The organism is Polynucleobacter sp. SHI8 (assembly GCF_027944005.1).
GTDB lineage: Bacteria > Pseudomonadota > Gammaproteobacteria > Burkholderiales > Burkholderiaceae > Polynucleobacter.
The window spans coordinates 2,054,682-2,080,067 of sequence record NZ_AP027204.1 but is presented as its reverse complement, the minus strand read 5'-3'; the positions used below and the strand labels follow the sequence as shown (position 1 = coordinate 2,080,067).

Sequence of the window (25,386 nt, the reverse complement as noted above, 5' to 3'; positions counted from 1 at the left end):
AAAGAATATACAGATCATTTAATAAGGAAATTAACATGGCAAAGATTATTGGAATCGATTTAGGAACAACCAATTCTTGTGTTGCAATTTTAGAAGGTAACACTCCAAAAGTGGTTGAAAATGCTGAAGGTGCGCGTACGACCCCTTCTATTATTGCTTACATGGAAGATGGGGAAATTCTTGTCGGAGCTCCGGCAAAAAGACAGTCTGTGACTAATCCAAGGAATACACTTTATGCTGTAAAGCGCTTAATTGGAAGAAAATTTGCTGAAAAAGAAGTGCAAAAGGATATTGATTTAATGCCCTACACAATTGCAAAGGCAGATAATGGCGATGCCTGGGTAGAAGTTAGAGGTAATAAATTAGCTCCGCCACAAATTTCAGCTGAAGTTTTAAGAAAAATGAAAAAAACAGCTGAAGATTACTTAGGTGAGGAAGTAACTGAGGCTGTAATTACTGTTCCTGCCTACTTTAACGATAGTCAAAGACAGGCAACCAAGGATGCTGGACGAATTGCAGGGCTGGATGTAAAACGTATCATCAATGAACCAACTGCTGCTGCCCTAGCTTTTGGTTTAGATAAGGTTTCTACAGGTGATCGAAAAATTGCTGTGTATGACTTAGGTGGTGGTACTTTTGACGTATCTATTATTGAAATTGCCGATGTTGATGGCGAAAAGCAGTTTGAAGTGTTATCAACCAATGGTGATACATTCCTTGGCGGTGAAGATTTTGACCAACGGATTATTGACTTCATCATTGCCGAATTCAAGAAAGAGCAAGGCGTTGACTTATCAAAAGACGTGCTCGCATTACAACGCTTAAAAGAATCTGCTGAAAAAGCCAAAATCGAGTTGTCCTCAACTGCTCAAACTGAAATTAATTTGCCTTACATCACTGCGGATGCCTCAGGTCCTAAACATTTAAATATTAAAATGACGCGCGCGAAACTAGAGTCATTGGTTGAAGACTTGATTGCTCGAACGATTGAGCCATGCCGCGTTGCGATTAAAGATGCAGGCGTATCTTTGACAGATATTCAAGACGTTATTTTGGTTGGTGGTATGACACGTATGCCAAAAGTTCAAGAAAAAGTAAAAGAGTTTTTTGGACAAGAGCCTCGTAAAGACGTTAATCCTGATGAAGCTGTTGCTGTTGGTGCAGCGATTCAAGGAGCTGTTCTCGCTGGTGATCGTACGGATGTTCTGTTATTAGATGTAACGCCTTTATCTCTTGGTATTGAGACCTTAGGTGGTGTAATGACGAAGATGATTAAAAAGAATACAACGATACCTACCAAATATGCACAAGTATTCTCAACCGCTGAAGATAATCAACCGGCAGTAACTATTAAAGTTTTCCAGGGTGAGAGGGAGATGGCATCCGCTAATAAAACCTTGGGAGAATTTAATTTAGAAGGCATTCCACCTTCAAGTCGTGGAACTCCGCAAATTGAAGTGAGCTTTGATATTGATGCTAACGGTATTTTGCATGTGGGCGCTAAAGATAAAGCAACTGGTAAGGAAAATAAAATTACGATTAAGGCCAATTCTGGATTATCAGAAGATGAAATCCAAAAAATGGTGAAAGATGCAGAAGAAAATGCGGAAGAAGATCGTAAGTTAAGGGAAGTTGTTGATGCACGAAATACAGCAGAGGCACTTGTCCATTCGACCAAAAAATCTCTTGAAGAGCATGGTGCTTCATTAGATGCTGCTGAAAAAGAGAAGATTGAAGCTGCGGTGAAAGCATTAGAAGAGGCTATTAAAGAATCAGATAAAGCTGATATTGAAGCTAAAACAGAGGAGTTGGGCAAAGTAAGCCAAACTCTTGGCGAAAAAGTATATGCAGCAATGGCTGAAAAAGCTAAAGCTGAAGGCGGCGCCACTTCACCGGGTCAGGCAGCAAAAGATGATAATGTTGTTGATGCTGAATTCAAAGAAGTTGATAAGAAATAATTTTTTGTAGTTTATTGAAGGAATAGCTTTGGCAACAAAAAGAGATTTTTATGAAGTTTTAGAGGTACCGAAAAACGCCACTGACGATGAGATAAAAAAAGCTTATCGGAAGATGGCGATGAAGTACCATCCTGATCGTAACCCAGATAATAAAGCTTCAGAAGAAAAATTTAAAGAAGCCAAAGAGGCTTATGAGGCTTTATCAGATCCTCAGAAAAAAGCCGCCTATGATCAATATGGACATGCTGGGATTGATCCCAGTATGGGTGGTTTTGGTGGCGCTGGCGCACAAGGCTTTGGTGGATTTGCCGATGCTTTTGGCGATATCTTTGGTGATATTTTTGGTGCAGGTGGTGCACGTGGTGGCCGAGCTGGCCCTCAAGTATTTAAAGGTGGTGATCTTCGATACAGTATGGAGATTTCTCTGGAAGAAGCCGCTAGAGGTCACGAAACACAAATACGTATTCCTGGTTGGACCAGTTGTGATCTTTGTACAGGAACAGGTGCAGAGCCTGGTAGTAAAGTTGAGACCTGTTCTACATGTGGTGGTCAAGGTCAAGTCAGAGTATCCCAAGGCTTTTTTTCTATGCAGCAGACGTGTCCAAAATGTCGTGGGAATGGCCAGTTCATAGCCAAGCCATGTAAAAAGTGTCATGGTGAAGGGCAGACTAAGCAGCAAAAGACTCTAGAAGTCAAAATCCCTGCTGGTATTGAAGATGGTATGCGGATCCGTTTAAGTGGTCATGGTGAACCCGGCATTAATCAAGGCCCCTCAGGAGATTTATACGTTGAGGTACATATCAAGCCTCATCCTGTCTTCGAAAGAGATGGGGATGATTTACATTTCCAAATGCCGATTTCATACGCAACGGCATGTTTAGGAGGCGAAGTCCAGGTCCCTACACTGGCAGGAAAAGCAAGTTTTGAAGTTGCAGAAGGAACTCAAACGGGCCGTACGTATCGACTAAGAGGAAAAGGTATTAAAGGTATTCGTTCTTCTGTGCCTGGAGATTTGTATGTTCATGTCCAGATTGAAACCCCTGTGAAACTTAACGACCAACAACGGAAATTAATTCAGGATTTAGAAAAAAGCTTGCAAGCCGATAGTCGTAAACATAATCCTCAGGAGCGAGGCTGGATTGATCGAGTGAAAGATTTTTTTAATTAATCTTTAAAACAATGTTCAGGTGCTGGAAATGCACCTGATTTCACCTCACTGATGTAAAGTTCAACGGCTTTTTCAATAGAGCCACTCTGGGCCAGAAAGTTCTTTACAAATTTAGGCTGTCTACCTGGAAATGCTCCTAGAGCGTCATGCATGACGAGCACTTGTCCTGAACAATCAGGACCAGCTCCAATGCCGATGGTGGGAATCTGAATAGATTCAGTAATTTTTTTCCCCAAAGAAGAAGGCACAGCCTCTAAAACCAACATTTGCGCGCCAGCTGCTTCGAGGTTTTTCGCGTCTTCAATCATCTGTTGCGCTTGTTGTGCTGATTTACCTTGCACTTTAAACCCGCCCAAAGTATTTACAGATTGAGGGGTTAAGCCTAAATGCGCACATACAGGAATACCTTGTGTCACTAGATGCTTAATCGTTGGGGCTAACCAAGTGCCACCTTCTAGCTTGACCATTTTGGCACCCGCTTGCATAAGAAGTGCTGCGTTTCGAAGAGCACTTTGTACATCCCCATATGAAGCAAACGGCATATCAGAAATTAAAAAGGTGCGCTGAAGATTTTTGCTCACACAAGCTGTGTGGTAAACCATGTCTTCAATACGGACTGGCAGGGTGGATGTATGACCTTGGATAACATTTCCAAGGGAGTCACCAACTAAAATAACATCAATTCCGATTTGATCAAAAAGAGTTCCAAAACTTGCATCATAAGCAGTTAAGGAGGTAATTTTCTCACCTTCAGCATGCATTTTAAGTAATGAGCTGGTGGTTAAAGCCTTAATTTCTTGATTAGATTGTAAATAAGACATATGAAGTGATTAAGCCAAAACTTGAATATACAGAAATTTTAGCTTAATGGGTATTATTTAAATCACCGCCGATGAAGCACTGTTGAGTGGGGAGCTTTTCAATCTTTTGCCAGGATAAATCAGAGATTTTATTTTTTAGTTTGCCGTGCAGAGGCAATTCAATTTCAGGTTCTAATTCTAATAAAGGCAAAAGAACGAACATACGTTCAGTCATCCGTGGATGCGGAACGATCAACTCAGGATCGTTACTGATGAGATCCTCATAGATTAAAACATCAATATCTAGCGTACGTGGAGCTTTTTCATAAGGGCGCTCTCTACCAAAATGTCTTTCAACAGCTTGGCAGGCATGTAGCAGAGATTTAGGCTCGAGAGTGGTTGAAATGGAAATCACATTATTAATGTAGTCATCTCCAGGAGCGTCTACGGGGCTACTAATATAAAAACAACTTCTCGCGTTAATTTGAATTGATGGTATTTGCGCAAGGCAAATGACAGCATCTGTCAAAATTTGCCTAGAATCACCCACATTACCACCTAAACCAATAAACGCCTTTGCCATTCGTCACCTTTTTTCTTGGCACTAATTAAGATACTTTAATCAATTTTTAGGAAGCTTGCTCAGGATCAAGGATTTTGATCTCATCACCTTGATTTTTAGGGGCTCTGCGCCTCCTTCGACGAGACTTTCCAGGAGTACTTGAAGAATTTAGTGGGGATTCTTCTTTGGCGCTTAATAACAATTTTTCACGTTCTGGTAAATCCGCTACTTGAAAATCCTCCCACCATTGAGAAAGAGATGAAGGGAGTTCACCAGCCAAGCATCGCAAACATAAAAAATCATAACCTGCTCTGAAGCGAGGTGACTCCAGCAGTCGATATGGCATTTTCCCACTTCTTTTTTCGAATCTAGGTTGTAGACTCCAAATTTCACGCATATCTGTTTCGAATCTTCTTTGGATGGCAAAAGTCTCGCGCTGATTTGCTAACACGGAGTCAATTGCTGCATGTAAAGCCGGGATAAGGGGTTTACCCGTATGCAGTTCATTTTGCCAGCCAAGGTCAACTTGATGCCAAAGCAATGTGGCAAATAAAAAGCCTGGGGAGATTGGTTTGCCCAGTTGTACTCTTTCATCAGTTCTGGCAAGCGCTATTTTGGCAAAATGACTGAGCTTGTCCTGCTCAAAAATAGCATCAATCATGGGCAATAGCCCTTGTCCCAAGCCAACATCTCGCAATGCTTCAAGAGATGCCCAAGCATGTCCTGACATTAAAAGCTTTAATATTTCATCAAAGAGTCGTGCACTAGGGACATCATGAATCAATGGAGCTAACTCTTGAATTGGAGCTAAAGTCTTGGCCTCAATAGCAAAACCTGTCTTTGCAGCAAAACGTACCGCCCTGAGCATCCGGATCGGATCTTCGCGATAACGCTTTTCTGAATCCCCAATCATACGTATGAGGCGTTCTTTCATGTCATACATGCCGCCATGATAATCAAGAACTACGCTATTACTAGGGTTGTAATATAGAGCATTGATCGTAAAGTCACGTCTCGCAGCATCTTCTGAGTGTGAGCCCCAGATGTTATCGCGTAAAATTCGACCACTTTCAGTAATATGTTCACCTTCGTCATTGACCATTGCCCGAAATGTAGACACTTCAATAATTTCCGGTTTATGGCCGCCATAAAAAGTGACATGAACAATTTGAAATCGTCGCCCAATTAAGCGTGATTTTCTGAATACAGCTTGGACTTGATCGGGTGTGGCATTTGTAGCAACATCAAAATCTTTCGGAACAATTCCGAGTATTAAGTCGCGAACTGCACCACCTACGATAAAAGCTTCATATCCAGCATGTTGGAGTGCTTGAGTTACTTTGATTGCATTTTTAGAAATATGATCTTGATTGATCTGATGATCTTGGAAGCCAATCTCTTTAGCAGCCTTGTTTTTAGGGGTACGTGAAGTCGATGAAGGTTTTTTACCTAAAATACGACGTATGATCTTTTGAATCATGCAAATAAATGAAGTATTTTCCAAGCTCTTTCTTGCGCAAGATGAGCAAGCCTTGGATCTGGATTGGTCGCAACAGGCACTTTGACTTTTTCCAGTAGTGGTAGATCATTCATTGAATCAGAATAAAAAATGCTATTTTCAGCATGATCTAAACTCAATCCTAAACTTTTGAGCCAGTTTTCAACATGGACAACCTTACCCGCCTGAAAATTGGGCAATCCTCGCACTTTCCCAGTAAATTCACCATCTGAGCGAATCTCTGGTTCAGTAGCGATGAGGTGTTGAATCCCAAAACGCGTTGCAATCGGCTTCGTTACAAAGCTATTGGTTGCCGTAACGATTGAACAAATATGCCCTAGATCAAGGTGTTGATTGACGAGTTCAATGGCTTTTGGATGTATTTGAGGCTCGATTTTTTTTTGCATGAACTCGTTATGCCATGTCTCAAGTTGCTTTCTTGGGTGGCTTGCGAGAGGCTTTAATGCGAAGTTCAGAAATTCATCAATATTGAGAGTACCAGCTTTATATGCCGCATAAAAACGATTATTGGCTTGCTCATATTCTTCTTGATTGACTACGCCCAATTCAACCAAAAAATGTCCCCAAGCATGATCACTATCGATCGGTAAAAGGGTATTATCTAAATCAAAAAAAACGAGAGTAGGAGAGTTAGTAGACATAAATTAAGCTTTATTTTTTAACAAGTCTCTTACTAAGGGTAGGGTGATAGAGCGTTTAGTTTGTAGGGAGTATTGATCCAGTGCTTCTACTAGAGAAATTAAGCTTGGCATATCACGGTGAAAATTATCCAACAGCCAAGGGGCTATATCTTCAGAGAAATTTAAGCCTTTTGCTGAAGCGAAATCTTGGATTGCTTTAACTTTCTCGCCATCTTGCAGTGTGTGAAGTTCAAAGTTAAGTCCAGAGGAAAGTCGAGAAGAAATATCGCTACGTAGGGAAAGTCCAGAAATAGATTGCGATCCGGTAGAGATGATAAGGATATCTTCATCATCTTTTGCCTCAATCAGCAATCGAAAAAAAGCCTTTTGTTCATTTTCTTTGAGATGGTCAACGTTATCGACCAAATAAAGCTTATGGACTAGCATATTTCCATAGTCAAGATAACTCCAGAGGGAGCTTCCGGATTCTAAGAAACAAGTGCTTAATTCATTTTCTTGGGCAATTCCATTTAAAGCCTTAAGGATATGAGTTTTGCCACAACCTTGAGAGCCCCAAAAGTAAAGTATCTCTAATTCAGGATTTGGGTTCGATTGATTTTCCCAATAAAGCTCTAAAGACTTTAAAACCGCGAGAATATTCACACCATTTGTTTTATCCTTTTTAGATAAAACAAAATTATCTAAAGTTGGCGGTGGCGATAATAAAATATCCAGAGTAAATTGTTGAGGTTTTTTGCTTGTCATTTAAGTATTACTATTGAACCATTGACTTGTAAGCAATTTGTTTTTGAAGTGGCGAATAGTAACAAGACAGATTGCAGACATAGGGAATGCAAGAAGAATACCAAAGAATCCAAAAAGTTGCCCAAATACCATTAAAGCAAAGAGCACCGCAACAGGATGAAGACCAATTCTTTCACCTACAAGTCGTGGTGTTAAAACGAAGCCTTCAAGCAATTGACCAACTCCATATAGGGCTAACACAGCGATTAGAGCGTTTCCTGGACCAAATTGCAGCAATGTGGCCAGTGCAGATAATATAAAACTAATTAAAAATCCAACATAAGGAATAAATGCAACCAGACCTGTAAACATGCCTAATGGAATAGCACTTTGAACACCAATCAAGAGTAATCCTAGACTATAAAAACAAGCCAAAACAATCATCAACAAGACTTGACCACGTAAATAATGGGAAAGTAAACCGTCAACCTCTTTAGTTAGCTTGAAGAATGTTTCACGAAATCGAACAGGGACAAGCTCTGCAATCATGCCCAAGAACGCATCCCATTCCAATAACAGATAAAAAAGAACAAACAAAACAAGAACCGTATTTGCGAAAAATCCCAAGATAGAACTTGATGATTTAATAATGGTTCCTACAGATTGAGTTACTAATGTATTGGCATTATCTGTAATTTGAGAGGTTATTTGAGACTGAACCACTTCACGAATAGCGCCCCAATCTAACTTCACATTAAACTTTGCTAGCGTTGGCTCTAGCCACTCTTGAATACTTTTGAGCCAAATTGGAAATTGAGCTTTAAAAAGTGGAATTTCATGTTGCAATAAATTAAGCAAGAGTAAAAGAATGACAATACTTGCGAAAATTCCAACAATCAAAGAAATAAATGCCGCTAGACTGCGGGGTAATTTGAGCTGTACCAAGCGCTTTGTTAGAGGCTCTAACATGTAGGCAAAGATAAAAGCTGCCAAAAAAGGCATCAAAATTTCAATCAAGCTCGAAAAAAAATCAGACATTGCCATCACCTTGAATTAGAATCTCCTCATTCTACTGAGTTCATAGGAATGATATGTCAAATTCGACAAGTAATGATTTAAATGTGAAAAATAATCTCCAAACCAAAGGTTTGTCTTATAAAGACGCTGGTGTAGATATCGATGCTGGTGATGCTTTGGTTGAGAGAATTAAGCCTTTGGCCAAAAAAACGATGCGCGAAGGCGTCCTGGCGGGTATAGGGGGCTTTGGCGCCCTTTTTGAGGTACCTAAACGATATCAAGAGCCAGTCTTAGTCTCGGGTACAGATGGTGTTGGGACAAAATTGAAATTAGCCTTTGAGTGGCAGATTCATGACACGGTAGGTCAAGATTTGGTTGCGATGAGTGTCAACGATATTTTGGTTCAGGGTGCTGAGTCCTTGTTTTTCCTAGATTATTTTGCTTGTGGTCACTTGACAGTCGATGTGGCAGCTACCGTTGTTGGTGGTATTGCGCAGGGTTGTGAAATCGCCGGCTGTGCTCTTATTGGTGGTGAAACCGCAGAAATGCCAGGCATGTACCCTGATGGTGAGTATGATTTAGCTGGATTTGCAGTAGGAGTTGTAGAAAAATCAAAAATTATCACAGGTAAAACCATCACTCCAGGAGATGTAGTCATAGGTTTGGCTTCTAGTGGAGCCCATTCCAACGGCTATTCTTTAATTCGTAAAATTATTGAGGTAAGTGGCGCTACGAGGAGTTTTGATATGGGCGGCAGACCACTCGAAGAGGTGGTAATGACTCCTACAAAAATTTATGTAAAGCCTGTATTAGAGTTATTGAACCTAGTCAATATTAAGGGAATGGCACATATTACAGGTGGTGGTTTAGTAGAAAATATTCCACGTGTTTTGCCTGATCATGTTCAAGCAGTCCTGCACCGGGATGCATGGCAAATGCCCCAATTATTTCAATGGCTATCCAAAGCCGGAAATGTAGATGATCAAGAAATGTATCGTGTATTTAATTGTGGTATCGGGCTAGCAATCATTCTGCCAGATCAAGATGCGAGTACCGCTATCGAATTTTTGAAAAAACATGATATCGAGAGCTTTCAGTTAGGTGAAATTGTTGAGCGCCCATCAGGAGCGCATCAAACCATTGTTATTTAAATGTTTGGAGATGTTCAAGGCAGACATTCATCGCTTGAGGTAAAAAGTCTGTGACGCTAGGATCGACGATATGACGGCTGGGCATCGCTCTTAACCAAGTAAGTTGTCTTTTACCCAGTTGCCGACTAGCCGCCAGTCCGGCCTCAACAAACTCTTCATAAGTGATGTCCTGATTGAAATAACTGATTGCTTGACGATAACCTACTGCCCTCATGGAAGGTAATTCTGGTTTGATGTTGGGGTTACTTAAAAGTAATTGAACCTCATCCAAAAAACCCTGATTGAGCATGAGCATAAAGCGTTGCCGAATTCGCTCATGAAGCCACCCACGATCTTGGGGCTCTAATGACACCAAACAATGTGCAAAGGATGCATCATCCCTTGACTCTGCGTAAGGTTGTAAAGCCAAAAAATGGGACATAGGTTGGCCCGTCATCGCATAAATTTCTAATGCACGAGAAACTCTTTGGGTATCTCCTGGTGGAAGTCTTAAAGCGGTTTGCGGATCAATCGCATGTAATTGGTCATGCATGGCATCCCAGCCAATTTCAGATGCCTCTAGAGCTATTTTTTCGCGAATCTCAGGGGTTGTTGCTGGTAAGTCAGTAAGTCCTTGCACTAAGGCTCGCCAATACAGCATAGTGCCACCCACAATAATTGGCACATGACCTCGAGACTTAATTTCATTTGCCCACTGAAGAGCATCCTTGGCAAATTGAGCTGCAGAATAACTTTGCCAGGGCTCTCGAATATTCAAGCCATGATGCGGAATCAATGCTTGTTCTTCAGGGCTTGGTTTTGCGGTACCTATATCCATGCCTTTGTATACCAGGGCAGAGTCCATACTAATAATTTCAATAGTAATCCCGCAAAGTTTGGCAGATTTTGCAAGTTCAAATGATAGGGTACTTTTACCGCTTGCTGTCGGGCCAACAATAGCAAGAATATTTTCTAAAGGATGTTTAGAAAATGACATATTTAATTTAGCGACCTCTTAAAAAGAACTTATCTAAATCTTGCACACTTAACTGAATCCAGGTGGGGCGACCATGATTGCATTGATCGGCTCGGTCAGTTGTTTCCATTTGTCTTAGGAGGGCATTCATTTCTGGAATAGTTAAGATTCGATGTGCGCGAACTGCTGCATGGCAAGCTTTAGTAGCTAGGCGTTCATGCTTAGCCGAATCAATAACGCCAGAAGATCCTACTTCATCTAAATCATTAATGAGTGAGCGCACTAACGCCGTAGGTTCTGCCTTATTTAAAAGGGCTGGAATCGATCGGATACAAATTTGTTCAGGACCCAATATCGTGATGTCAAAGCCTAATTCACCGAGAGCAGATTGATTGTCGTTGATTAGAGAAATTTCGAGAGAGCTCACATGCATGACAGCAGGAACTAAGAGAGTTTGTATGGCCACTTGACCTTGTAAATCAGTTTTTAATTTTTCATATAAAACTCGTTCATGAGCGGCATGCATATCAACCAGAACTAAACCATTTTGGTTTTGCGCCAGAATATAAATTCCAGCAATTTGCGCAATTGCATACCCCAGTGGGTAATGGTGATTTTCTTGAGCAGGAGATGAAAAGTTTGAAGAGGCCGATTCATTTCGATTCCTTTCACCCAATAGCTGAATCATTGATTCCTTGATAGAGTTGTTCGGGAGAGTAAATTGCATCGGTTGCTGATAACGAGGAGTTTGAGAGCTAACAAACGAGTTCTGATTTGTTAAAGAAGTGGAATTTGGAATAGGGCTAGTAACATAATTCATATTCGCAGTTGATGATGCTTGTGCTTGTCCTGCACCATGAGATAAACGATCTTTAATTGAATGGTAGACAAATTGATGGACTGCACGACTATCCCGAAAACGCACTTCAATTTTTGCGGGATGAACATTGACATCAACAAGTTCAGGTTGAATAGATAAATTCAGTAATAAGATAGGTTGCCGATCACCATGAAGAACGTCCTGATAGGCGCTGCGGATAGCATGATTAATTAATTTATCTTTAATGAATCGATGATTAACAAATATATATTGTTGATCTGCTCTGGCTCTACTTGCTGTTGGTGCGCCAATGAAACCATGGAGTTGAATCAGATCAGTACCAACTTCTAATGCTAACTTTGCTTCATGAAACTCGACGCCCAATATATCATCGGCTCTTTTATCTAAAGTACCGGAAGACCAGCGATGTAGAGGTTTACCGTTGTGCCATACCGAAAAACCGACATGAGGATTGGCTAAAGCGCAGCGTCGGATCGCCTCTAGGCAATGACCAAATTCAGTTGCCGAGGACTTTAAAAACTTACGTCGCGCTGGAGTATTAAAAAATAAATCTTGGACATCAATGCGCGTCCCAAAATCACCTGCAGCAGGTTTAATCTCAAGTGTGGAGTTACTGATTAAATTTGCATGCTCATCATTCGCAGTTCTTGTTGTCAGGGTGACATTAGCAACAGATGCAATGGAGGCAAGGGCTTCACCTCTGAAGCCCATAGTCATGACAGACTCTAAGTCCTCTAAGCTATAAATTTTACTGGTAGCATGACGTGTTAATGCAAGCTTAAGCTCTGGAGCCGGGATGCCCTGACCATCATCTGAGATGACAATTCTTGTAGTGCCACCTTCTTCAAGACGAATATCCAAAGCTGTTGCATGTGCATCGATGGCATTTTCAAGAAGTTCTTTCACAACGGCACTTGGTCGCTCGATAACTTCTCCAGCAGCAATCTGACTGATTAATTGATCTGGAAGTGTGCGAATTGGATTTCTCATGAATTCATTTTCTCATGATAATGTCGATTGTCGATTGAAACTGTTAAGATGTCGAACGTGGATCAATTAATTTCTTTATTTCAGTTTGTCATGCATATTGGGGACCATCTCGGCGAGTATGGGACCTTGGCATACGCTATTCTTAGCCTCATAATTTTTACTGAAACTGGTTTTGTTGTTTTTCCATTTTTACCAGGAGATACGTTGCTATTTGCCGCAGGCGCCTTTTGCGCTAGTGGTCAATTAAGCTTAGTCATCTTAAATCTCGTCATTATTATTTCTGCAGTACTTGGTAATACGGTCAATTTTTGGGTTGGTCACTATTTAGTAGACCGAATAGATATCACCAAGGCCAAATGGATTGATCAAACAGCTTTAGAAAAAACACATTTATTTTTTGAGAAACATGGTGGCAAAACCATTATTTTGGCGAGGTTTGTACCTTTAGTGAGATCCTTTGCCCCTTTTGTTGCTGGTGTTTCCCACATGGATCATCAAAAATTTCAGACCTATAACATCATTGGTGCTATTTTATGGAGTGGGATATTAACGGTTTGCGGTTACTTTTTTGGAAACTTACCTATCATAAGAGACAACCTCAATGAAATCGTTTTAGTTGGAGCTCTTGCAGCTATTATCCCCACAATTATTGCTGGTTTGTGGCGTTTTATACAGCCCTTATTCAAGAAAAAAATTAACTAGCTTTTAGGGATTTTTCTAAATCTTCAAGGTGCATTTTAATTTCAACAACATCTTTTGCTTCAGGATTTTTTTCTAAATAAAAGTGCAAATCATTAATTGCAGGACGAACGTAGTCAAGTTGTGCAAAGGCTAATCCACGATCACGAACCTCTTCAGTTTCACTTGGTAAAAGCAGGACCAATCTTTCTTGAATGCTAAGTAATCGCTCCCACCGATCTTGGTGACTATATACAGCTTTTAAATTCCTTAAAAAGCGTGACAAAATTTCTCTAGGGCTTGAGCTTCTTAAAAATAAACTAAGCGGCAAGGAAAGTTCTCCTCGATATCCTTTTGCATCTAAGTATGGGTCTAGCATGGCTTGTAACTCATTTTTAGATAAAGAAGAACCCGTTGTTGGGTCCATCACCACCTCACCTTGAGGGAGTGAAATTCGTACTAAAAAATGATTTGGAAATGAAATTCCGCGAATTTGAATATCAATTTGATTTCCAAACTCCATCAACAAAAGGGCTAAAGAAATGGGTATTCCTCGCCGATGTTCAATCAAACTGTGAAGATAAGAGTTTTCAGGGTCATAGTAATCATTGGTATTAAGACCAAAATGCATTTCCTGAAAAAAGAAATACTTCAGATATTGTAGTTTTTGTAAGTCAGTCGTTTCAGCAGTAAAACGAGACTTTAATTTGAGTACCAGTTGATCAATATCATCTAAAGTTTGTTGCACATCTAATGATGGATAGGCATGTTGACCAACAGCAATTGCAGCCTCTGTAAGTGGGAAATGAGCATCATCTGCAACAAGTGATTTGAAGTAGTCTAATTGTTTCGTTGGCATAAATTAATGAGTGTGACGGATGAATTCTTTGAAGCGAAATCCACAGACTTTCAGAACAAGAATATATATCATTATTGCAAAAATTCCCCATCCTAACATCAAGCCTATTCTTTTCAACGGAGCATCTGCAAGACTAATCCAATCATGATTTTGAGAACCCCAAAAAAGAATCACACCAAAAGCCAAAAGGGCAACAACGAGGCGTAAGAAAAAGGAAATCCACGCTTGATTGCTTGCTAGCATATGACCTTTTTTAGCGAGACCTATCCAAAGGAGTGCCGCATTTAAACAAGCACCAATGCCAATCGACAGTGCAAGACCTGCATGGGCAAAGTAAGGTACAAAAATTAGATTCAAGCACTGAGTAAAAATTAAAACAATCAGACCAATTTTTACTGGAGTACGGATATCTTGTTTTGCATAAAACCCAGGCGCTAAAATTTTAATCAGAATCAGACCAATTAAACCTACGCCATAGGCCTGTAAAGCCATCCGCGTCATATCGACATCATGGGCTGTAAATTTACCATAATGGTACAGACTTGCTGCCATCGGTGTCCCAAAGATAAAAAGCGCTATAGCTGCGGGAGTTGCCATTACAAAGGTTAAACGAATACCCCAACTCATTAGGTTTTTTGATTGTTCAAGATCGCCATTGGCATTTGCACGACTCAAACTTGGTAACAGGACTGTTCCAACTGCAACTCCAAGCAATGCCGTTGGGAACTCCATTAAGCGATCGGCATACGATAACCAAGAAACACTTCCCGCCTGAAGATGCGAAGCAATATTGGTATTAATAATTAATGAGAGTTGGCTTACAGAGACAGCAAATATGGCAGGCCCCATTAATTTTAAGATTCTGATTGCTTCAGGGTTTTTTAAAGCAGCACGGATGGTTTGAATGCCCAAGCCAATTTTGGGCATCATCCCGACTCGGAGTAATGCAGGTATCTGAATTGCTAATTGCAAAATACCGCCTAGCATTACACCAACACCAAGGCCATAAATCGGCGTAGAAAAATAGGGGGCAATAACGAGAGATCCAGTAATCATGCCTAAATTCAGCAAAACAGGAGTAAAAGCGGGAATTAAAAACTTTTTATGGGTATTCAGAATTCCTGCAGCAAGCGAAACCATCGAAATAAAGCCAATATAGGGAAACATCAAGCGTGTTAAAACAACGCTCATGGAGTATGTGTCGGAGGACTTAAAGCCAGAGGCAATCATGAGTACTAAATAAGGTGCAAAGACGACGCCAATGATTACAGCAATTAGTAAGCTCCAAAAAAGTAGTGTCGCAACAACGTCAATAAGCTCTTTTGTGGCTTTTTCGCCATTTTTAGCACTAACTTCGCCTAAAATAGGAACAAATGCTTGAGAAAAGGCACCTTCTGCAAATAGTCGCCTGAGTAAATTTGGAATCCGAAAGGCTACATTAAAGGCATCCGTCATTTCAGAGGCTCCAAAAGCCCTAGCAATAAGAGTTTCCCTCACGAGTCCCAAAACTCGGGAAAGCATAGTCATACTACTGACCTTTGCGGCGGCAGATAAAAGATTCACGTCTCTAGTTTCGTTGATTTAAAGGGGCTAGTCAAAATTTCTTTGTTCAGTTATAATAATGGATTATGTTTTTCAAACACCTTCGATGGATGTTCATCGGAATGTTAGGATAATTAACCTTAATAATAGTAATGAATGCCTTTAAATGCATTTGTTTTTGAAAAGAAATAGAGTAAAAATATGGCAAATACCGCACAAGCTCGTAAACGCGCTCGTCAAGCAGTGAAGCAAAACGCTCACAATTCTAGCTTACGTTCACGCTTAAGAACTGCAATCAAATCAGTACGCAAAGCTGTAACCGCTGGCGATAAAGAGGCTGCAGCTAAAGTATTTTTAGCAGCACAATCAACGATTGATCAAATCGCTGACAAGAAAATTATTCACAAGAATACTGCCTCACGTCAAAAGTCACGCTTATCTGCCGCTATCAAGGGCATGACAAGCTAATATTACTGTTGGCTTAGTAAAGAATCCGCCCTAGGCGGATTTTTAATTTTTAAAGGTCGTATTACGTATTCGAGCTTGGAAGTTCACAAATTTCGCTGAGAACCAAATCATTATCTTTTGCAAAGCCTAAGACAAAATCTAATGCCCTGGGATCAATATCACGAAGTCTTTCATCAACCATGACACATTTAACACCATTAATCATTTCAGGACGAACGTAGGGTGAGTGAGTGAACCTTGGGTCACCAAGGTCAGATTTAGGTCTAAAGGGGGCCATTACACCGCATAATCGATCAATCCAATCACTTGGCCTAAAAACCTTACCCTTAGATGTAAGACCTTGAATGAGAAATTGTTTATGTGTCAATTTGTGTAAATGAGAAGATTAGATGCATCATTACAGACTATAGCCGATAAAGATTGCTAAAAATATTTTTTAACAGGATTGATTGAATACAATACCTATTTAAATCATTCATAATTTCTTATGACTCAATTAAAAGTACCGTTGCGCCATTACCTTCAATTTGCAGACTTTAGTGCAGATGATTACGCTTACATTTTAAATCGTTCTAAAGTTTTGAAAGAAAAATTTAAGGGGTATGAAACATGGCATCCCCTGCATGACCGAACCTTGGCCATGATTTTTGAAAAGCATTCCACAAGAACACGATTATCTTTTGAGGCGGGTATGTTTCAATTAGGTGGTCATGCAGTTTATTTAAATACCCGAGACACCCAATTGGGTCGTGGTGAGCCTGTTGAGGATGCTGCACAGGTGATTTCCAGAATGACTGACATCATTATGATTCGGACCTTTGGACAAGATATATTGGAGCGTTTTGCTGCAAATTCTAGGGTTCCTGTTATCAATGGTTTAACTAATGAGTTTCATCCATGCCAAGTATTGGCCGATATTTTTACTTTCCATGAGTTAAGAGGAGATATTTCCGGAAAAACAGTGACTTGGATTGGTGATGCAAATAATATGGCTTATACCTGGTTGCAAGCAGCGCGAATTTTAAATTTTAAACTCCACTTTTCTGGACCTAAAAACTACCCGCTAGATATGAGCCGTGTTAGTTCTGCAGAGGAAAAACATTTAGACATTTTTGAGGACCCTTTAGATGCTTGTAAAGGCGCGCATTTGGTAACGACCGATGTTTGGACAAGTATGGGATACGAAAAAGAGAACCAAGAGCGTTTAAGCGCTTTTGAACGTTGGATTGTGGATGAACAAAAGATGTCAGTTGCCCAGCATGATGCGGTTTTTATGCACTGTTTACCGGCCCATCGAGGGGAAGAGGTTTCTAGTGGAGTTATCGATGGTCCCCAAAGTGTCGTATGGCAAGAAGCAGAAAACCGTTTGCATGTTCAAAAAGCGCTGATGGAGTTTTTATTGTGTGGAAAATTTAATTAATTGGTAAATAAAGATGGCAGATATAAATAAAGTAGTTTTAGCGTACTCTGGCGGATTAGACACCAGCGTGATTTTGAAATGGTTGCAAGATACCTATCAATGTGAGATTGTGACCTTTACTGCAGACCTTGGTCAAGGTGAAGAATTAGAGCCGGCAAGAGCCAAGGCATTGCAATTCGGTATTAAACCAGAAAACATCTTTATTGATGACTTACGTGAAGAATTTGTTAGAGATTTTGTTTTTCCCATGTTTCGCGCAAATACGATATACGAAGGTGAGTATCTTTTAGGAACTTCGATTGCAAGGCCATTAATTGCCAAGCGTCAAATTGAAATTGCACGTATGACTGGAGCAGATTCAGTATCACATGGGGCAACTGGTAAGGGCAATGATCAAGTTCGCTTTGAGCTAGGATATTACGCTCTAGAGCCTGGAATTAAAGTGATTGCTCCTTGGCGTGAATGGGATTTACTTTCACGTGAAAAATTACTTGCCTATGCAGAAAAACATGGCATCCCCGTTGAAATGAAGCATAAACAAGGCGGTGCGCCATATTCTATGGATGCAAATCTGTTACATATTAGCTTTGAAGGAAGGCATTTAGAGGATCCAAATGCCAAGGCCGAAGAGTCCATGTGGCGTTGGACAGTTTCTCCCGAAAAAGCTCCAGATCAACCGGAAGAAATTGAACTTGAATTTGCCAACGGTGATTTAGTAGCCATTGATGGACAGCGTATGGCGCCACATACATTACTTGCCAAGCTAAATGAACTTGGTGGTAAGCATGGCATTGGACGCTTAGATTTGGTTGAAAACCGCTTTGTTGGGATGAAGAGTAGAGGGTGCTATGAAACCCCTGGCGGAACGATTTTGCTTAAAGCGCATCGTGGTATTGAGAGTATTACCTTAGACCGTGAAGTAGCTCATTTGAAAGATGATTTGATGCCGCGTTATGCCAGCTTAATCTATAACGGATACTGGTGGTCCCCAGAAAGAATTGCATTGCAAACATTGATTGACCACACGCAACAAATGGTGAATGGATTTGTGAAACTGAAGTTATATAAAGGTTCAGTTTCTGTGTTGTCTCGCAACTCATCCAATACCTTGTTTGATCAAAACATTGCTACTTTTGATGATGACGGAGGAGCTTATAACCAAGCAGATGCAGGCGGATTTATCAAGTTAAACGCCTTACGTATGCGGATTGCAGAAATTGCAAGACGTAAAAGAATGACGAAGTAATTTGAAACATAAAAGGATAGAGCAAATGCAATTTGATCAAGTATCTGTAGGAAAAAAAGCAAATGTGTTTTTTGACGGTAAATGCGTGTCACATACCGTTACATTAGCGGACGGAACCCGTAAGTCAGTGGGCGTTATTTTGCCTAGTACATTACGATTTGATTTAAGCACAAAAGAAATCATGGAAGTTGTTGATGGGCATGCATTTGTTGCCATCAATGGCGGCCCAGAACTTACATTTACTACTGGACAGAGTTGGGAAGTAGATGCTGGCGGGTACTTTGAGATTCGTGTAGAGTCACCATTTCACTACGTCTGTCACTTTGGATAATTAGGGTTTCGGTAATCCCCCCACGAATTTACCCGCCCCGATTTTTCTTTGCTCAAACCAATTGACATTCATTTCTAAAGCATATCGAATTGGCTTTAAGGGGCAGTGGTTTTCCTCAGATTGAGGCTTCATTATTTCAATATTCACAATTTTGCCATCGTCATCAATAAATGCGATCGATAAAGGTAAAAGCGTGTTTTTCATCCAAAAACAATGCCCTGCTTTTTGCTCGAATACGAATAGCATGCCACTTTGTTCGGGCATGGACTTTCGGTACATCAAACCTAATTGTTGGCTTGGCGCGGTACTGGCAACCTCTGCTTTGATGATGTTTTTGTCAATCTTTAAGTCAATCACAGGTAAAGCAGAGCTGTAGGCAAAATATGGCCAGATTGCCAACACTGAGGTGATAAAAATTTTCAACATATGTCCTTAGAAATTGAAGTATTTAAAACAAAATGAATGGACTTAGAAATTAAATTATCTTAAATATCGTCTATTTATAAAGATTTTAGAAGACCAGCCATTTAATTTGTAATAATAAGACATTAAATTAATGAATGAGTGTTCATGTTGAAGAGAAATGCTAGACACGACATGTATTTAATTTAAAGACCTACAACACAACGAATTTAATAAATAAATTGATATCAATTAGGAGAGTTTTTTAAATGTATAAGCATATTCAGGTTCCAGCCGGCGAACAAATTACCGTTAATGCAGATTTTTCTATTAATGTACCTGACAATCCAATTATTCCTTATATTGAGGGAGATGGAACTGGCTTTGACATTACTCCTGTGATGATTAAGGTTGTTGATGCTGCTGTTGAAAAAGCATACGGCGGCAAAAAGAAGATTTCATGGATGGAAGTTTTCGCAGGTGAAAAAGCTACCAAAATTTATGGTCCAGATGTATGGCTTCCAGAGGAAACATTAGACGCTGTTAAAAAATATGTTGTGTCGATTAAAGGCCCATTAACCACTCCAGTTGGTGGTGGTATTCGTTCATTGAACGTAGCACTTCGTCAAGAGTTGGATCTTTATGTTTGTTTACGTCCAGTACGTTATTTCAAAGGCACACCTTCACCAGTTAAAGAGCCAGAAAAAACCAACATGGTGATTTTCCGTGAAAACTCAGAAGATATCTATGCTGGTATTGAGTGGATGTCCGGCACTGATGGCGCAAAGAAAGTCATTGATTTTCTCGTCAAAGAAATGGGCGTTAAGAAGATTCGTTTCCCAGATACTTCGTCTATTGGTATTAAGCCTGTTTCAAAAGAAGGCACTTTCCGTTTAGTGCGTAAAGCCATTCAGTATGCAATTGACAATGACAAGCCTTCTATGACTTTAGTTCACAAAGGTAACATCATGAAATTTACCGAAGGTGGATTCCGTGACTGGGGTTATGAAATTGCCCAAAAAGAGTTTGGCGCTGAACTGATTGATGGTGGCCCATGGTGCAAGATGAAGAATCCGAAGACTGGTAAGGAAATTATCATCAAGGACGTTATTGCTGATGCATTCTTACAACAAATCCTTTTACGTCCAAATGAATATAGCGTCATTGCAACCCTCAACTTAAATGGCGACTATGTATCTGATGCTTTAGCTGCTCAAGTTGGCGGAATTGGTATTGCACCAGGTGCAAACTTATCAGATACGATTGCCATGTTTGAAGCTACCCATGGTACTGCACCGAAATATGCCGGTAAGGATTATGTAAATCCAGGATCTGAGATTCTTTCCGCAGAAATGATGTTGCGTCATATGGGTTGGTTTGAAGCTGCTGACGCAATTATTCACTCAATGGAAAAATCTATTCTTTCCAAGAAAGTTACTTATGACTTTGCTCGCTTAATGGAAGGCGCTACACAAGTGTCATGCTCAGGCTTTGGCCAAGTCATGATTGATAATATGTAATGTACCTTTTGACAGTCCCGAAATAGGGGCTGTCAAATTTTCACAATACTCCAAAACAAAAAAACCCCTTAAAGGGGTTTTTGTCCAACATCCTATAAAGGATTAACTCAATTAAGCACCTTGAATATTGGTAGCTTGTTTGCCTTTTGGGCCTTGAGTAATATCAAAGGTAACTTTTTGACCTTCTTTGAGGGTTTTAAAACCCGCCATTGTAATTGCGCTAAAGTGAGCAAATAACTCTTCTTCGCCATCATCAGGTTTGATAAAACCAAAACCTTTTGCATCATTAAACCATTTTACGACACCGGTTGCCATTCGAACTCCGTTACATTTTAAAGAATCAATCTTGAAGCGTGAAAAACATTAAAGCCAACACATCTACAAGCCTCGTGTATAAAACTACTAATACACATACTATGGATTGTTTTCCTTTATCGGCATTATGTCAAGGTGTAATATGTCAAAAAGCATTAGTATTTGCCCTAAAAGAACACATTTTTTGTTAAATTATGAATAATGTGGCAGTTTTAAAGAAAATTTAATCTCTAAACACGTAAAAAAAACAGTAAATTGATCAAATGATTAGAATCTAGGTATGAACACGAAATTAAGCAAAAATACGATTCTAGCCATTAATCCTTCTTTACCCTTGACAGGTGATGATAGGGCTACTGTTTTAGATCGTGAGGTCAAAAAAGTTGAGCCTCCACCACTTTATAAAGTGGTTTTGTTAAATGACGACTTCACGCCTATGGAGTTTGTGGTGATGGTGATTCAAGAATATTTTCATAAAGATCAGGAAACAGCGACCAGAATTATGTTACAAGTACATATAGAAGGAAAAGGTGTATGTGGTGTTTATACACATGATGTAGCAGCAACAAAAGTAGCCCACGTAACAGAAATTTCCCGTAAATCGGGCCACCCTTTGCAATGCATGATGGAGGAAGTATGATTGCCCAAGAACTAGAAGTCAGTTTACATATGGCTTTTGTGGATGCGCGTGCTGCGCGTCATGAGTTCATTACGGTAGAACATTTATTAAGTGCCCTATTGGATAATGCCACTGCTGTTGAAGTTTTAAAGGCCTGCGCAGTTAGTATTGCAGACCTTCGTGCACAATTGAAGAACTTCATCAACGACAATACCCCCATTGTTCCTGGCACTGAGGAAGTTGATACTCAACCCACACTTGGTTTTCAGCGAGTCATACAACGTGCCATTATGCATGTTCAATCCACATCAAGTGGTAAGAAAGAAGTGACTGGAGCTAACGTATTAGTTGCCATTTTTGGTGAAAAAGATTCTCATGCTGTGTATTACCTTCAACAGCAAGGAGTAACCCGCTTAGATGTTGTGAACTTCATCAGTCACGGCATTCGTAAAGATCAACCAGACTCTCCAAAACCAGAGTCAGCTGGCACAGAAACAGATGATCCTAATAATGGTGGAAAAGATAGTCCACTAGAGCAATATACACAAAATCTCAATGTATTGGCTCGCCAAGGAAAGATAGATCCGCTCATTGGACGTGAACACGAAGTTGAGAGAGTGATACAAATATTGTGCCGTCGCAGAAAAAATAACCCACTATTGGTGGGTGAAGCTGGTGTAGGTAAAACAGCGATTGCTGAGGGACTTGCTTGGAGAATCACACAAGGTGAAGTGCCAGACATTTTAAAAGAAGCAATTGTGTACTCTTTAGACATGGGTGCCTTACTTGCTGGTACAAAATATCGAGGTGATTTTGAGCAACGCTTAAAGGCCGTCTTGAAATCATTAAAAGACAATGTGCACGCAGTATTGTTTATTGATGAAATCCATACCTTGATTGGGGCTGGTGCAGCGTCAGGTGGTACTTTGGACGCAAGTAACTTGTTAAAACCTGCTTTATCTAGTGGTCAATTAAAGTGTATTGGCGCTACGACATTTACAGAATATCGAGGTATCTTTGAAAAAGATGCAGCTTTGTCCAGAAGATTCCAGAAAATTGATGTTCTTGAGCCTTCAGTAGATCAGACTGTACAGATCCTGCGCGGACTCAAGTCGCGTTTTGAGGAGCATCATGGGGTCAAGTACTCGCAAAGTGCGTTAAGTGCCGCTGCAGAGCTTTCCTCGCGTTATATCAATGATCGTCAGTTGCCAGATAAAGCGATTGATGTGATTGATGAAGCTGGTGCGGCGCAACGTATCTTGCCAAAATCTAAACAAAAGAAAACGATTGGACGCTTAGAGATTGAAGATATTGTTTCTAAAATCGCTCGAATTCCGGCACAGTCTGTCAGCGTGGATGATCGCAGCAAGTTACAAACTTTAGACCGTGATTTAAAAAGTGTTGTCTTTGGGCAAGATCCTGCAATTGAAGCCCTTGCATCAGCGATTAAAATGGCTAGAGCTGGTTTAGGTAAGGTCGACAAGCCAATTGGTTCATTCTTATTCTCAGGACCCACTGGCGTTGGTAAAACTGAGGTTGCAAAGCAGTTAGCTTTTATTATGGGCGTTGAGCTCTTGCGTTTTGACATGTCTGAGTATATGGAACGTCATGCAGTGAGTCGATTGATTGGTGCTCCCCCAGGATATGTTGGTTTTGATCAGGGTGGATTATTAACTGAAGGCGTTAATAAAAAACCACATTGTGTATTGCTGCTAGACGAAATTGAAAAAGCTCATCCGGATATCTTTAATATTTTGTTACAGGTGATGGATCATGGCACTTTGACAGATAACAATGGGCGTAAAGCTGATTTCAGAAATGTCATCATTATCATGACAACTAATGCTGGTGCTGAGACGATGAATAAAGCCACGATTGGCTTTACAAATCCTCGTGAATCTGGCGACGAAATGGCAGATATCAAGAAGTTGTTTACCCCAGAGTTTCGCAATCGTTTAGATGCGATTGTTTCATTTAAAGCCCTTGATGAGTCGATTATTCTGCGTGTCGTCGATAAGTTCCTCATGCAGTTAGAAGAACAACTACATGAGAAGAAAGTAGACGCCACTTTCTCTTCGGGATTGCGCGCATATCTAGCTAAAAAAGGCTTTGACCCGCTGATGGGCGCACGTCCAATGCAGCGTCTTATTCAGGATACGGTACGCAAAGCCTTGGCTGATGAGTTATTGTTTGGCAAGTTAGTGAATGGTGGAACTGTGATGGTGGATGTCGATGCAGAGGATCAAGTGATTTTGGAGATTCATGCGGCAGCGGTCAAAGGTAAGGCAGCATCTACCGAAACTACTGAAGAATTGTAAGACGAAGAAAGCCTCGTTAAACGAGGCTTTTTCATCAATTAAACGTTCTTAACTTCATGTAATTTTGCATCGCGCTCTTGATCCATTAGTGCTGCATTTGCCTCAGCTTCTTCTTCAGACAACAAGCCACCTTCCCATTTTGCAACGACTGCTGAGGCGATTGAGTTCCCAACGGCATTGGTTGCAGAGCGCCCCATATCGAGGAAGGTATCTACCCCAAGAATCATTAATAAGCCTGCTTCAGGAATGTTGAATTGATTTAAGGTGGCAGCAATAACAACTAATGATGCTCTAGGAACCCCAGCCATTCCTTTTGAAGTTAACATCAAAATTAGGAGCATCGTGATTTGGGTACCTAATGAAAGATGAATACCATATGCTTGAGCAATAAAGAGAGAGGCAAATGTACAGTACATCATTGAGCCGTCAAGGTTAAAGGAATATCCAAGTGGCATTACAAAGCTGGATATTTTCCTTTTGACACCGAAGCGATCCAAACCTTCAAGAATTTTTGGATATGCAGCTTCCGAACTTGCTGTAGCAAAGGAGATTAAAAATGCTTCTTTGATGTTGAGTAAAAGTTTTTTGATCCTTGGACCAAGGAATATAAATCCAGCAAAAATAAGAACTGCCCAAAGGGTAAATAAAGCGATATAAAAATCAATCATGAATATAGCAAACTTAGCTAAGATAGCTAGCCCATTGATAGCAACTGATGATGCCATAGCAGCAAACACGGCTACAGGGGCAAACTTCATGACATAACCAGTAATTTTTAACATGACATGAGAGAGTTCATCGATGCTATGCAATAAGTATTTCGATTTTTCACCAATCGATGCCATTGCAATACCAAAAAACATCGAGAAGACGACAATTTGTAGAATCTCATTTTTGGCCATTGCATCAACAAAGGATTTAGGTATTAAATGTTTAATGAATTCTTGAAGGGTAAATTCACTCGTTGCTAAATTCGCACTTAAATGCGCATCTGGAAGAGCGAGGTTGAGATTTGCCCCTGGCTGCATAATATTTGCAAAGATTAAACCTAACACCAACGAAATTAATGATGCAGATAAAAACCACGCTAAAGATTTAAAGAAGATTCTACCTACAGAAGACGCATCACCCATATGAGCAATACCCACAACCAGAGTTGAAAAAACAAGGGGCGCGATAATCATTTTAATCAGAGTCAAAAAGATATCTGACAACATAGAAAAATAAGATGAAATTTCTTTTATTTGATCCGGATCATCAATTGAATTGTGAATGATGGCACCTACAGCTATGCCAATCACCATACAAATTAAAATAATGAGGGTTTGTGGAATGTTTTTCAT

The 25,386-nt window shown here is 40.2% G+C and carries 25 protein-coding genes; 11 read left to right on the top strand and 14 right to left on the bottom strand.

Translation table 11 applies throughout. The features are described from left to right. The first annotated feature begins 35 nt into the window (after nucleotides 1-35). Together dnaK and dnaJ are read left to right on the top strand one after the other, a co-directional pair. Nucleotides 36-1,958: a molecular chaperone DnaK gene (gene dnaK / locus QMN06_RS10415; RefSeq protein WP_281970053.1), complete on the top strand. Its 1,923-nt coding sequence runs from the start codon at nucleotides 36-38 to the stop codon at nucleotides 1,956-1,958. A gap of 28 nt (nucleotides 1,959-1,986) precedes the next feature. Continuing rightward, on the top strand, nucleotides 1,987-3,126 hold the full coding sequence (dnaJ, locus tag QMN06_RS10410; protein ID WP_281970052.1) for a molecular chaperone DnaJ: 1,140 nt from the start codon (nucleotides 1,987-1,989) through the stop codon (nucleotides 3,124-3,126). Here the strand turns inward: dnaJ and panB are convergent. Genes panB through QMN06_RS10380 form a run of 6 tightly spaced genes read right to left on the bottom strand, consistent with a single transcriptional unit; the run spans nucleotide 3,123 to nucleotide 8,409 of the window. Further along, nucleotides 3,123-3,947 (bottom strand): 3-methyl-2-oxobutanoate hydroxymethyltransferase, encoded by an 825-nt coding sequence (gene panB, locus QMN06_RS10405; RefSeq protein WP_281970051.1) that lies wholly within the window; start codon nucleotides 3,945-3,947, stop codon nucleotides 3,123-3,125. The two genes, dnaJ and panB, sit on opposite strands and share 4 nt — an antisense overlap. A 43-nt stretch (nucleotides 3,948-3,990) precedes the next feature. Beyond that, nucleotides 3,991-4,509, bottom strand: coding sequence for a 2-amino-4-hydroxy-6-hydroxymethyldihydropteridine diphosphokinase (gene folK / locus QMN06_RS10400; protein ID WP_281970050.1), 519 nt, complete (start codon nucleotides 4,507-4,509; stop codon nucleotides 3,991-3,993). Between the two features lie 46 nt (nucleotides 4,510-4,555). Next, nucleotides 4,556-5,968, bottom strand: coding sequence for a polynucleotide adenylyltransferase PcnB (gene pcnB, locus QMN06_RS10395; RefSeq protein WP_281971772.1), 1,413 nt, complete (start codon nucleotides 5,966-5,968; stop codon nucleotides 4,556-4,558). Further along, a complete protein-coding gene (locus QMN06_RS10390; RefSeq protein ID WP_281970049.1) occupies nucleotides 5,965-6,648 on the bottom strand; it encodes an HAD family hydrolase in 684 nt (227 codons plus the stop codon). The genes pcnB and QMN06_RS10390 overlap by 4 nt, the downstream gene beginning before the upstream one ends. A gap of 3 nt (nucleotides 6,649-6,651) precedes the next feature. After that, entirely contained in the window at nucleotides 6,652-7,392 is a 741-nt protein-coding gene (locus tag QMN06_RS10385; RefSeq protein ID WP_281970048.1) for a DnaA/Hda family protein, read from the bottom strand. Continuing rightward, nucleotides 7,393-8,409: an AI-2E family transporter gene (locus QMN06_RS10380; protein ID WP_281970047.1), complete on the bottom strand. Its 1,017-nt coding sequence runs from the start codon at nucleotides 8,407-8,409 to the stop codon at nucleotides 7,393-7,395. It lies immediately after the preceding gene. A 53-nt stretch (nucleotides 8,410-8,462) separates the two neighbouring features. On the opposite strand from QMN06_RS10380, the gene purM reads away from it, so the two are divergent. Next, entirely contained in the window at nucleotides 8,463-9,539 is a 1,077-nt protein-coding gene (gene purM / locus QMN06_RS10375) for a phosphoribosylformylglycinamidine cyclo-ligase (protein WP_281970046.1), read from the top strand. On the opposite strand, the gene miaA is transcribed toward purM, so the two are convergent. Next, a complete protein-coding gene (miaA, locus tag QMN06_RS10370; protein ID WP_281970045.1) occupies nucleotides 9,532-10,515 on the bottom strand; it encodes a tRNA (adenosine(37)-N6)-dimethylallyltransferase MiaA in 984 nt (327 codons plus the stop codon). The two genes, purM and miaA, sit on opposite strands and share 8 nt — an antisense overlap. 7 nt (nucleotides 10,516-10,522) lie before the next feature. After that, the gene (gene mutL / locus QMN06_RS10365) at nucleotides 10,523-12,325 is read right to left on the bottom strand and encodes a DNA mismatch repair endonuclease MutL (RefSeq protein ID WP_281970044.1); all 1,803 of its coding nucleotides are present in this window, start codon (nucleotides 12,323-12,325) and stop codon (nucleotides 10,523-10,525) included. 48 nt (nucleotides 12,326-12,373) lie between these two features. Between mutL and QMN06_RS10360 the strand changes: the two genes are divergently transcribed. Then, on the top strand, nucleotides 12,374-13,027 hold the full coding sequence (locus tag QMN06_RS10360; RefSeq protein ID WP_348649150.1) for a VTT domain-containing protein: 654 nt from the start codon (nucleotides 12,374-12,376) through the stop codon (nucleotides 13,025-13,027). On the opposite strand, the gene QMN06_RS10355 is transcribed toward QMN06_RS10360, so the two are convergent. Together QMN06_RS10355 and murJ are read right to left on the bottom strand one after the other, a co-directional pair. Continuing rightward, entirely contained in the window at nucleotides 13,020-13,862 is an 843-nt protein-coding gene (locus QMN06_RS10355; RefSeq protein ID WP_281970042.1) for a tetratricopeptide repeat protein, read from the bottom strand. The two genes, QMN06_RS10360 and QMN06_RS10355, sit on opposite strands and share 8 nt — an antisense overlap. Before the next feature lie 3 nt (nucleotides 13,863-13,865). After that, complete coding sequence (murJ, locus tag QMN06_RS10350; RefSeq protein ID WP_281970041.1) at nucleotides 13,866-15,425, bottom strand: murein biosynthesis integral membrane protein MurJ; 1,560 nt, start codon at nucleotides 15,423-15,425, stop codon at nucleotides 13,866-13,868. A 180-nt stretch (nucleotides 15,426-15,605) separates the two neighbouring features. Here murJ and rpsT point away from each other — a divergent pair, with 180 nt between their 5' ends. Next, nucleotides 15,606-15,872, top strand: a complete 267-nt coding sequence (gene rpsT / locus QMN06_RS10345; RefSeq protein ID WP_281970040.1) for a 30S ribosomal protein S20 — start codon at nucleotides 15,606-15,608, stop codon at nucleotides 15,870-15,872. A 61-nt stretch (nucleotides 15,873-15,933) separates the two neighbouring features. On the opposite strand, the gene QMN06_RS10340 is transcribed toward rpsT, so the two are convergent. Next, a complete protein-coding gene (locus QMN06_RS10340) occupies nucleotides 15,934-16,239 on the bottom strand; it encodes a DUF3579 domain-containing protein (RefSeq protein WP_281970039.1) in 306 nt (101 codons plus the stop codon). 120 nt (nucleotides 16,240-16,359) lie between these two features. Here QMN06_RS10340 and argF point away from each other — a divergent pair, with 120 nt between their 5' ends. The 3 genes from argF to QMN06_RS10325 are packed head-to-tail and all read left to right on the top strand — an operon-like array spanning nucleotide 16,360 to nucleotide 18,869. Next, entirely contained in the window at nucleotides 16,360-17,292 is a 933-nt protein-coding gene (gene argF, locus QMN06_RS10335; protein WP_281970038.1) for an ornithine carbamoyltransferase, read from the top strand. Between the two features lie 13 nt (nucleotides 17,293-17,305). Further along, nucleotides 17,306-18,538 (top strand): argininosuccinate synthase, encoded by a 1,233-nt coding sequence (locus tag QMN06_RS10330; protein ID WP_281970037.1) that lies wholly within the window; start codon nucleotides 17,306-17,308, stop codon nucleotides 18,536-18,538. Nucleotides 18,539-18,563: 25 nt separating this feature from the next. Beyond that, complete coding sequence (locus tag QMN06_RS10325) at nucleotides 18,564-18,869, top strand: pyrimidine/purine nucleoside phosphorylase (protein ID WP_281970036.1); 306 nt, start codon at nucleotides 18,564-18,566, stop codon at nucleotides 18,867-18,869. On the opposite strand, the gene QMN06_RS10320 is transcribed toward QMN06_RS10325, so the two are convergent. Next, nucleotides 18,870-19,295 carry a DUF192 domain-containing protein gene (locus tag QMN06_RS10320; protein ID WP_281970035.1) on the bottom strand — a complete coding sequence of 142 codons (426 nt, stop codon included), beginning with the start codon at nucleotides 19,293-19,295 and terminating at the stop codon, nucleotides 18,870-18,872. A gap of 245 nt (nucleotides 19,296-19,540) precedes the next feature. Here QMN06_RS10320 and icd point away from each other — a divergent pair, with 245 nt between their 5' ends. Further along, the gene (gene icd, locus QMN06_RS10315; RefSeq protein WP_281970034.1) at nucleotides 19,541-20,791 is read left to right on the top strand and encodes an NADP-dependent isocitrate dehydrogenase; all 1,251 of its coding nucleotides are present in this window, start codon (nucleotides 19,541-19,543) and stop codon (nucleotides 20,789-20,791) included. Nucleotides 20,792-20,902: 111 nt separating this feature from the next. On the opposite strand, the gene QMN06_RS10310 is transcribed toward icd, so the two are convergent. Beyond that, nucleotides 20,903-21,106 (bottom strand): cold-shock protein, encoded by a 204-nt coding sequence (locus QMN06_RS10310; RefSeq protein ID WP_281970033.1) that lies wholly within the window; start codon nucleotides 21,104-21,106, stop codon nucleotides 20,903-20,905. Between the two features lie 280 nt (nucleotides 21,107-21,386). On the opposite strand from QMN06_RS10310, the gene clpS reads away from it, so the two are divergent. Then, on the top strand, nucleotides 21,387-21,746 hold the full coding sequence (clpS, locus tag QMN06_RS10305; protein WP_281970032.1) for an ATP-dependent Clp protease adapter ClpS: 360 nt from the start codon (nucleotides 21,387-21,389) through the stop codon (nucleotides 21,744-21,746). Continuing rightward, nucleotides 21,743-24,043, top strand: coding sequence for an ATP-dependent Clp protease ATP-binding subunit ClpA (clpA, locus tag QMN06_RS10300; RefSeq protein WP_281970031.1), 2,301 nt, complete (start codon nucleotides 21,743-21,745; stop codon nucleotides 24,041-24,043). The genes clpS and clpA overlap by 4 nt, the downstream gene beginning before the upstream one ends. A gap of 38 nt (nucleotides 24,044-24,081) precedes the next feature. Here clpA and QMN06_RS10295 read toward each other — a convergent pair whose 3' ends face one another. After that, the gene (locus tag QMN06_RS10295; protein WP_281970030.1) at nucleotides 24,082-25,386 is read right to left on the bottom strand and encodes a dicarboxylate/amino acid:cation symporter; all 1,305 of its coding nucleotides are present in this window, start codon (nucleotides 25,384-25,386) and stop codon (nucleotides 24,082-24,084) included.

Bases quoted from the DNA above. Each gene is read 5' to 3' on its own strand.
- dnaK (WP_281970053.1), top strand. From the start codon at position 36: ATGGCAAAGATTATTGGAATCGATTTAGGAACAACCAATTCTTGTGTT.
- panB (WP_281970051.1), bottom strand. From the start codon at position 3,947: ATGTCTTATTTACAATCTAATCAAGAAATTAAGGCTTTAACCACCAGC.
- folK (WP_281970050.1), bottom strand. From the start codon at position 4,509: ATGGCAAAGGCGTTTATTGGTTTAGGTGGTAATGTGGGTGATTCTAGG.
- pcnB (WP_281971772.1), bottom strand. From the start codon at position 5,968: ATGATTCAAAAGATCATACGTCGTATTTTAGGTAAAAAACCTTCATCG.
- QMN06_RS10390 (WP_281970049.1), bottom strand. From the start codon at position 6,648: ATGTCTACTAACTCTCCTACTCTCGTTTTTTTTGATTTAGATAATACC.
- QMN06_RS10385 (WP_281970048.1), bottom strand. From the start codon at position 7,392: ATGACAAGCAAAAAACCTCAACAATTTACTCTGGATATTTTATTATCG.
- QMN06_RS10380 (WP_281970047.1), bottom strand. From the start codon at position 8,409: ATGTCTGATTTTTTTTCGAGCTTGATTGAAATTTTGATGCCTTTTTTG.
- purM (WP_281970046.1), top strand. From the start codon at position 8,463: ATGTCAAATTCGACAAGTAATGATTTAAATGTGAAAAATAATCTCCAA.
- miaA (WP_281970045.1), bottom strand. From the start codon at position 10,515: ATGTCATTTTCTAAACATCCTTTAGAAAATATTCTTGCTATTGTTGGC.
- mutL (WP_281970044.1), bottom strand. From the start codon at position 12,325: ATGAGAAATCCAATTCGCACACTTCCAGATCAATTAATCAGTCAGATT.
- QMN06_RS10360 (WP_348649150.1), top strand. From the start codon at position 12,374: ATGTCGAACGTGGATCAATTAATTTCTTTATTTCAGTTTGTCATGCAT.
- QMN06_RS10355 (WP_281970042.1), bottom strand. From the start codon at position 13,862: ATGCCAACGAAACAATTAGACTACTTCAAATCACTTGTTGCAGATGAT.
- rpsT (WP_281970040.1), top strand. From the start codon at position 15,606: ATGGCAAATACCGCACAAGCTCGTAAACGCGCTCGTCAAGCAGTGAAG.
- argF (WP_281970038.1), top strand. From the start codon at position 16,360: ATGACTCAATTAAAAGTACCGTTGCGCCATTACCTTCAATTTGCAGAC.
- QMN06_RS10330 (WP_281970037.1), top strand. From the start codon at position 17,306: ATGGCAGATATAAATAAAGTAGTTTTAGCGTACTCTGGCGGATTAGAC.
- QMN06_RS10325 (WP_281970036.1), top strand. From the start codon at position 18,564: ATGCAATTTGATCAAGTATCTGTAGGAAAAAAAGCAAATGTGTTTTTT.
- QMN06_RS10320 (WP_281970035.1), bottom strand. From the start codon at position 19,295: ATGTTGAAAATTTTTATCACCTCAGTGTTGGCAATCTGGCCATATTTT.
- icd (WP_281970034.1), top strand. From the start codon at position 19,541: ATGTATAAGCATATTCAGGTTCCAGCCGGCGAACAAATTACCGTTAAT.
- QMN06_RS10310 (WP_281970033.1), bottom strand. From the start codon at position 21,106: ATGGCAACCGGTGTCGTAAAATGGTTTAATGATGCAAAAGGTTTTGGT.
- clpS (WP_281970032.1), top strand. From the start codon at position 21,387: ATGAACACGAAATTAAGCAAAAATACGATTCTAGCCATTAATCCTTCT.
- clpA (WP_281970031.1), top strand. From the start codon at position 21,743: ATGATTGCCCAAGAACTAGAAGTCAGTTTACATATGGCTTTTGTGGAT.
- QMN06_RS10295 (WP_281970030.1), bottom strand. From the start codon at position 25,386: ATGAAAAACATTCCACAAACCCTCATTATTTTAATTTGTATGGTGATT.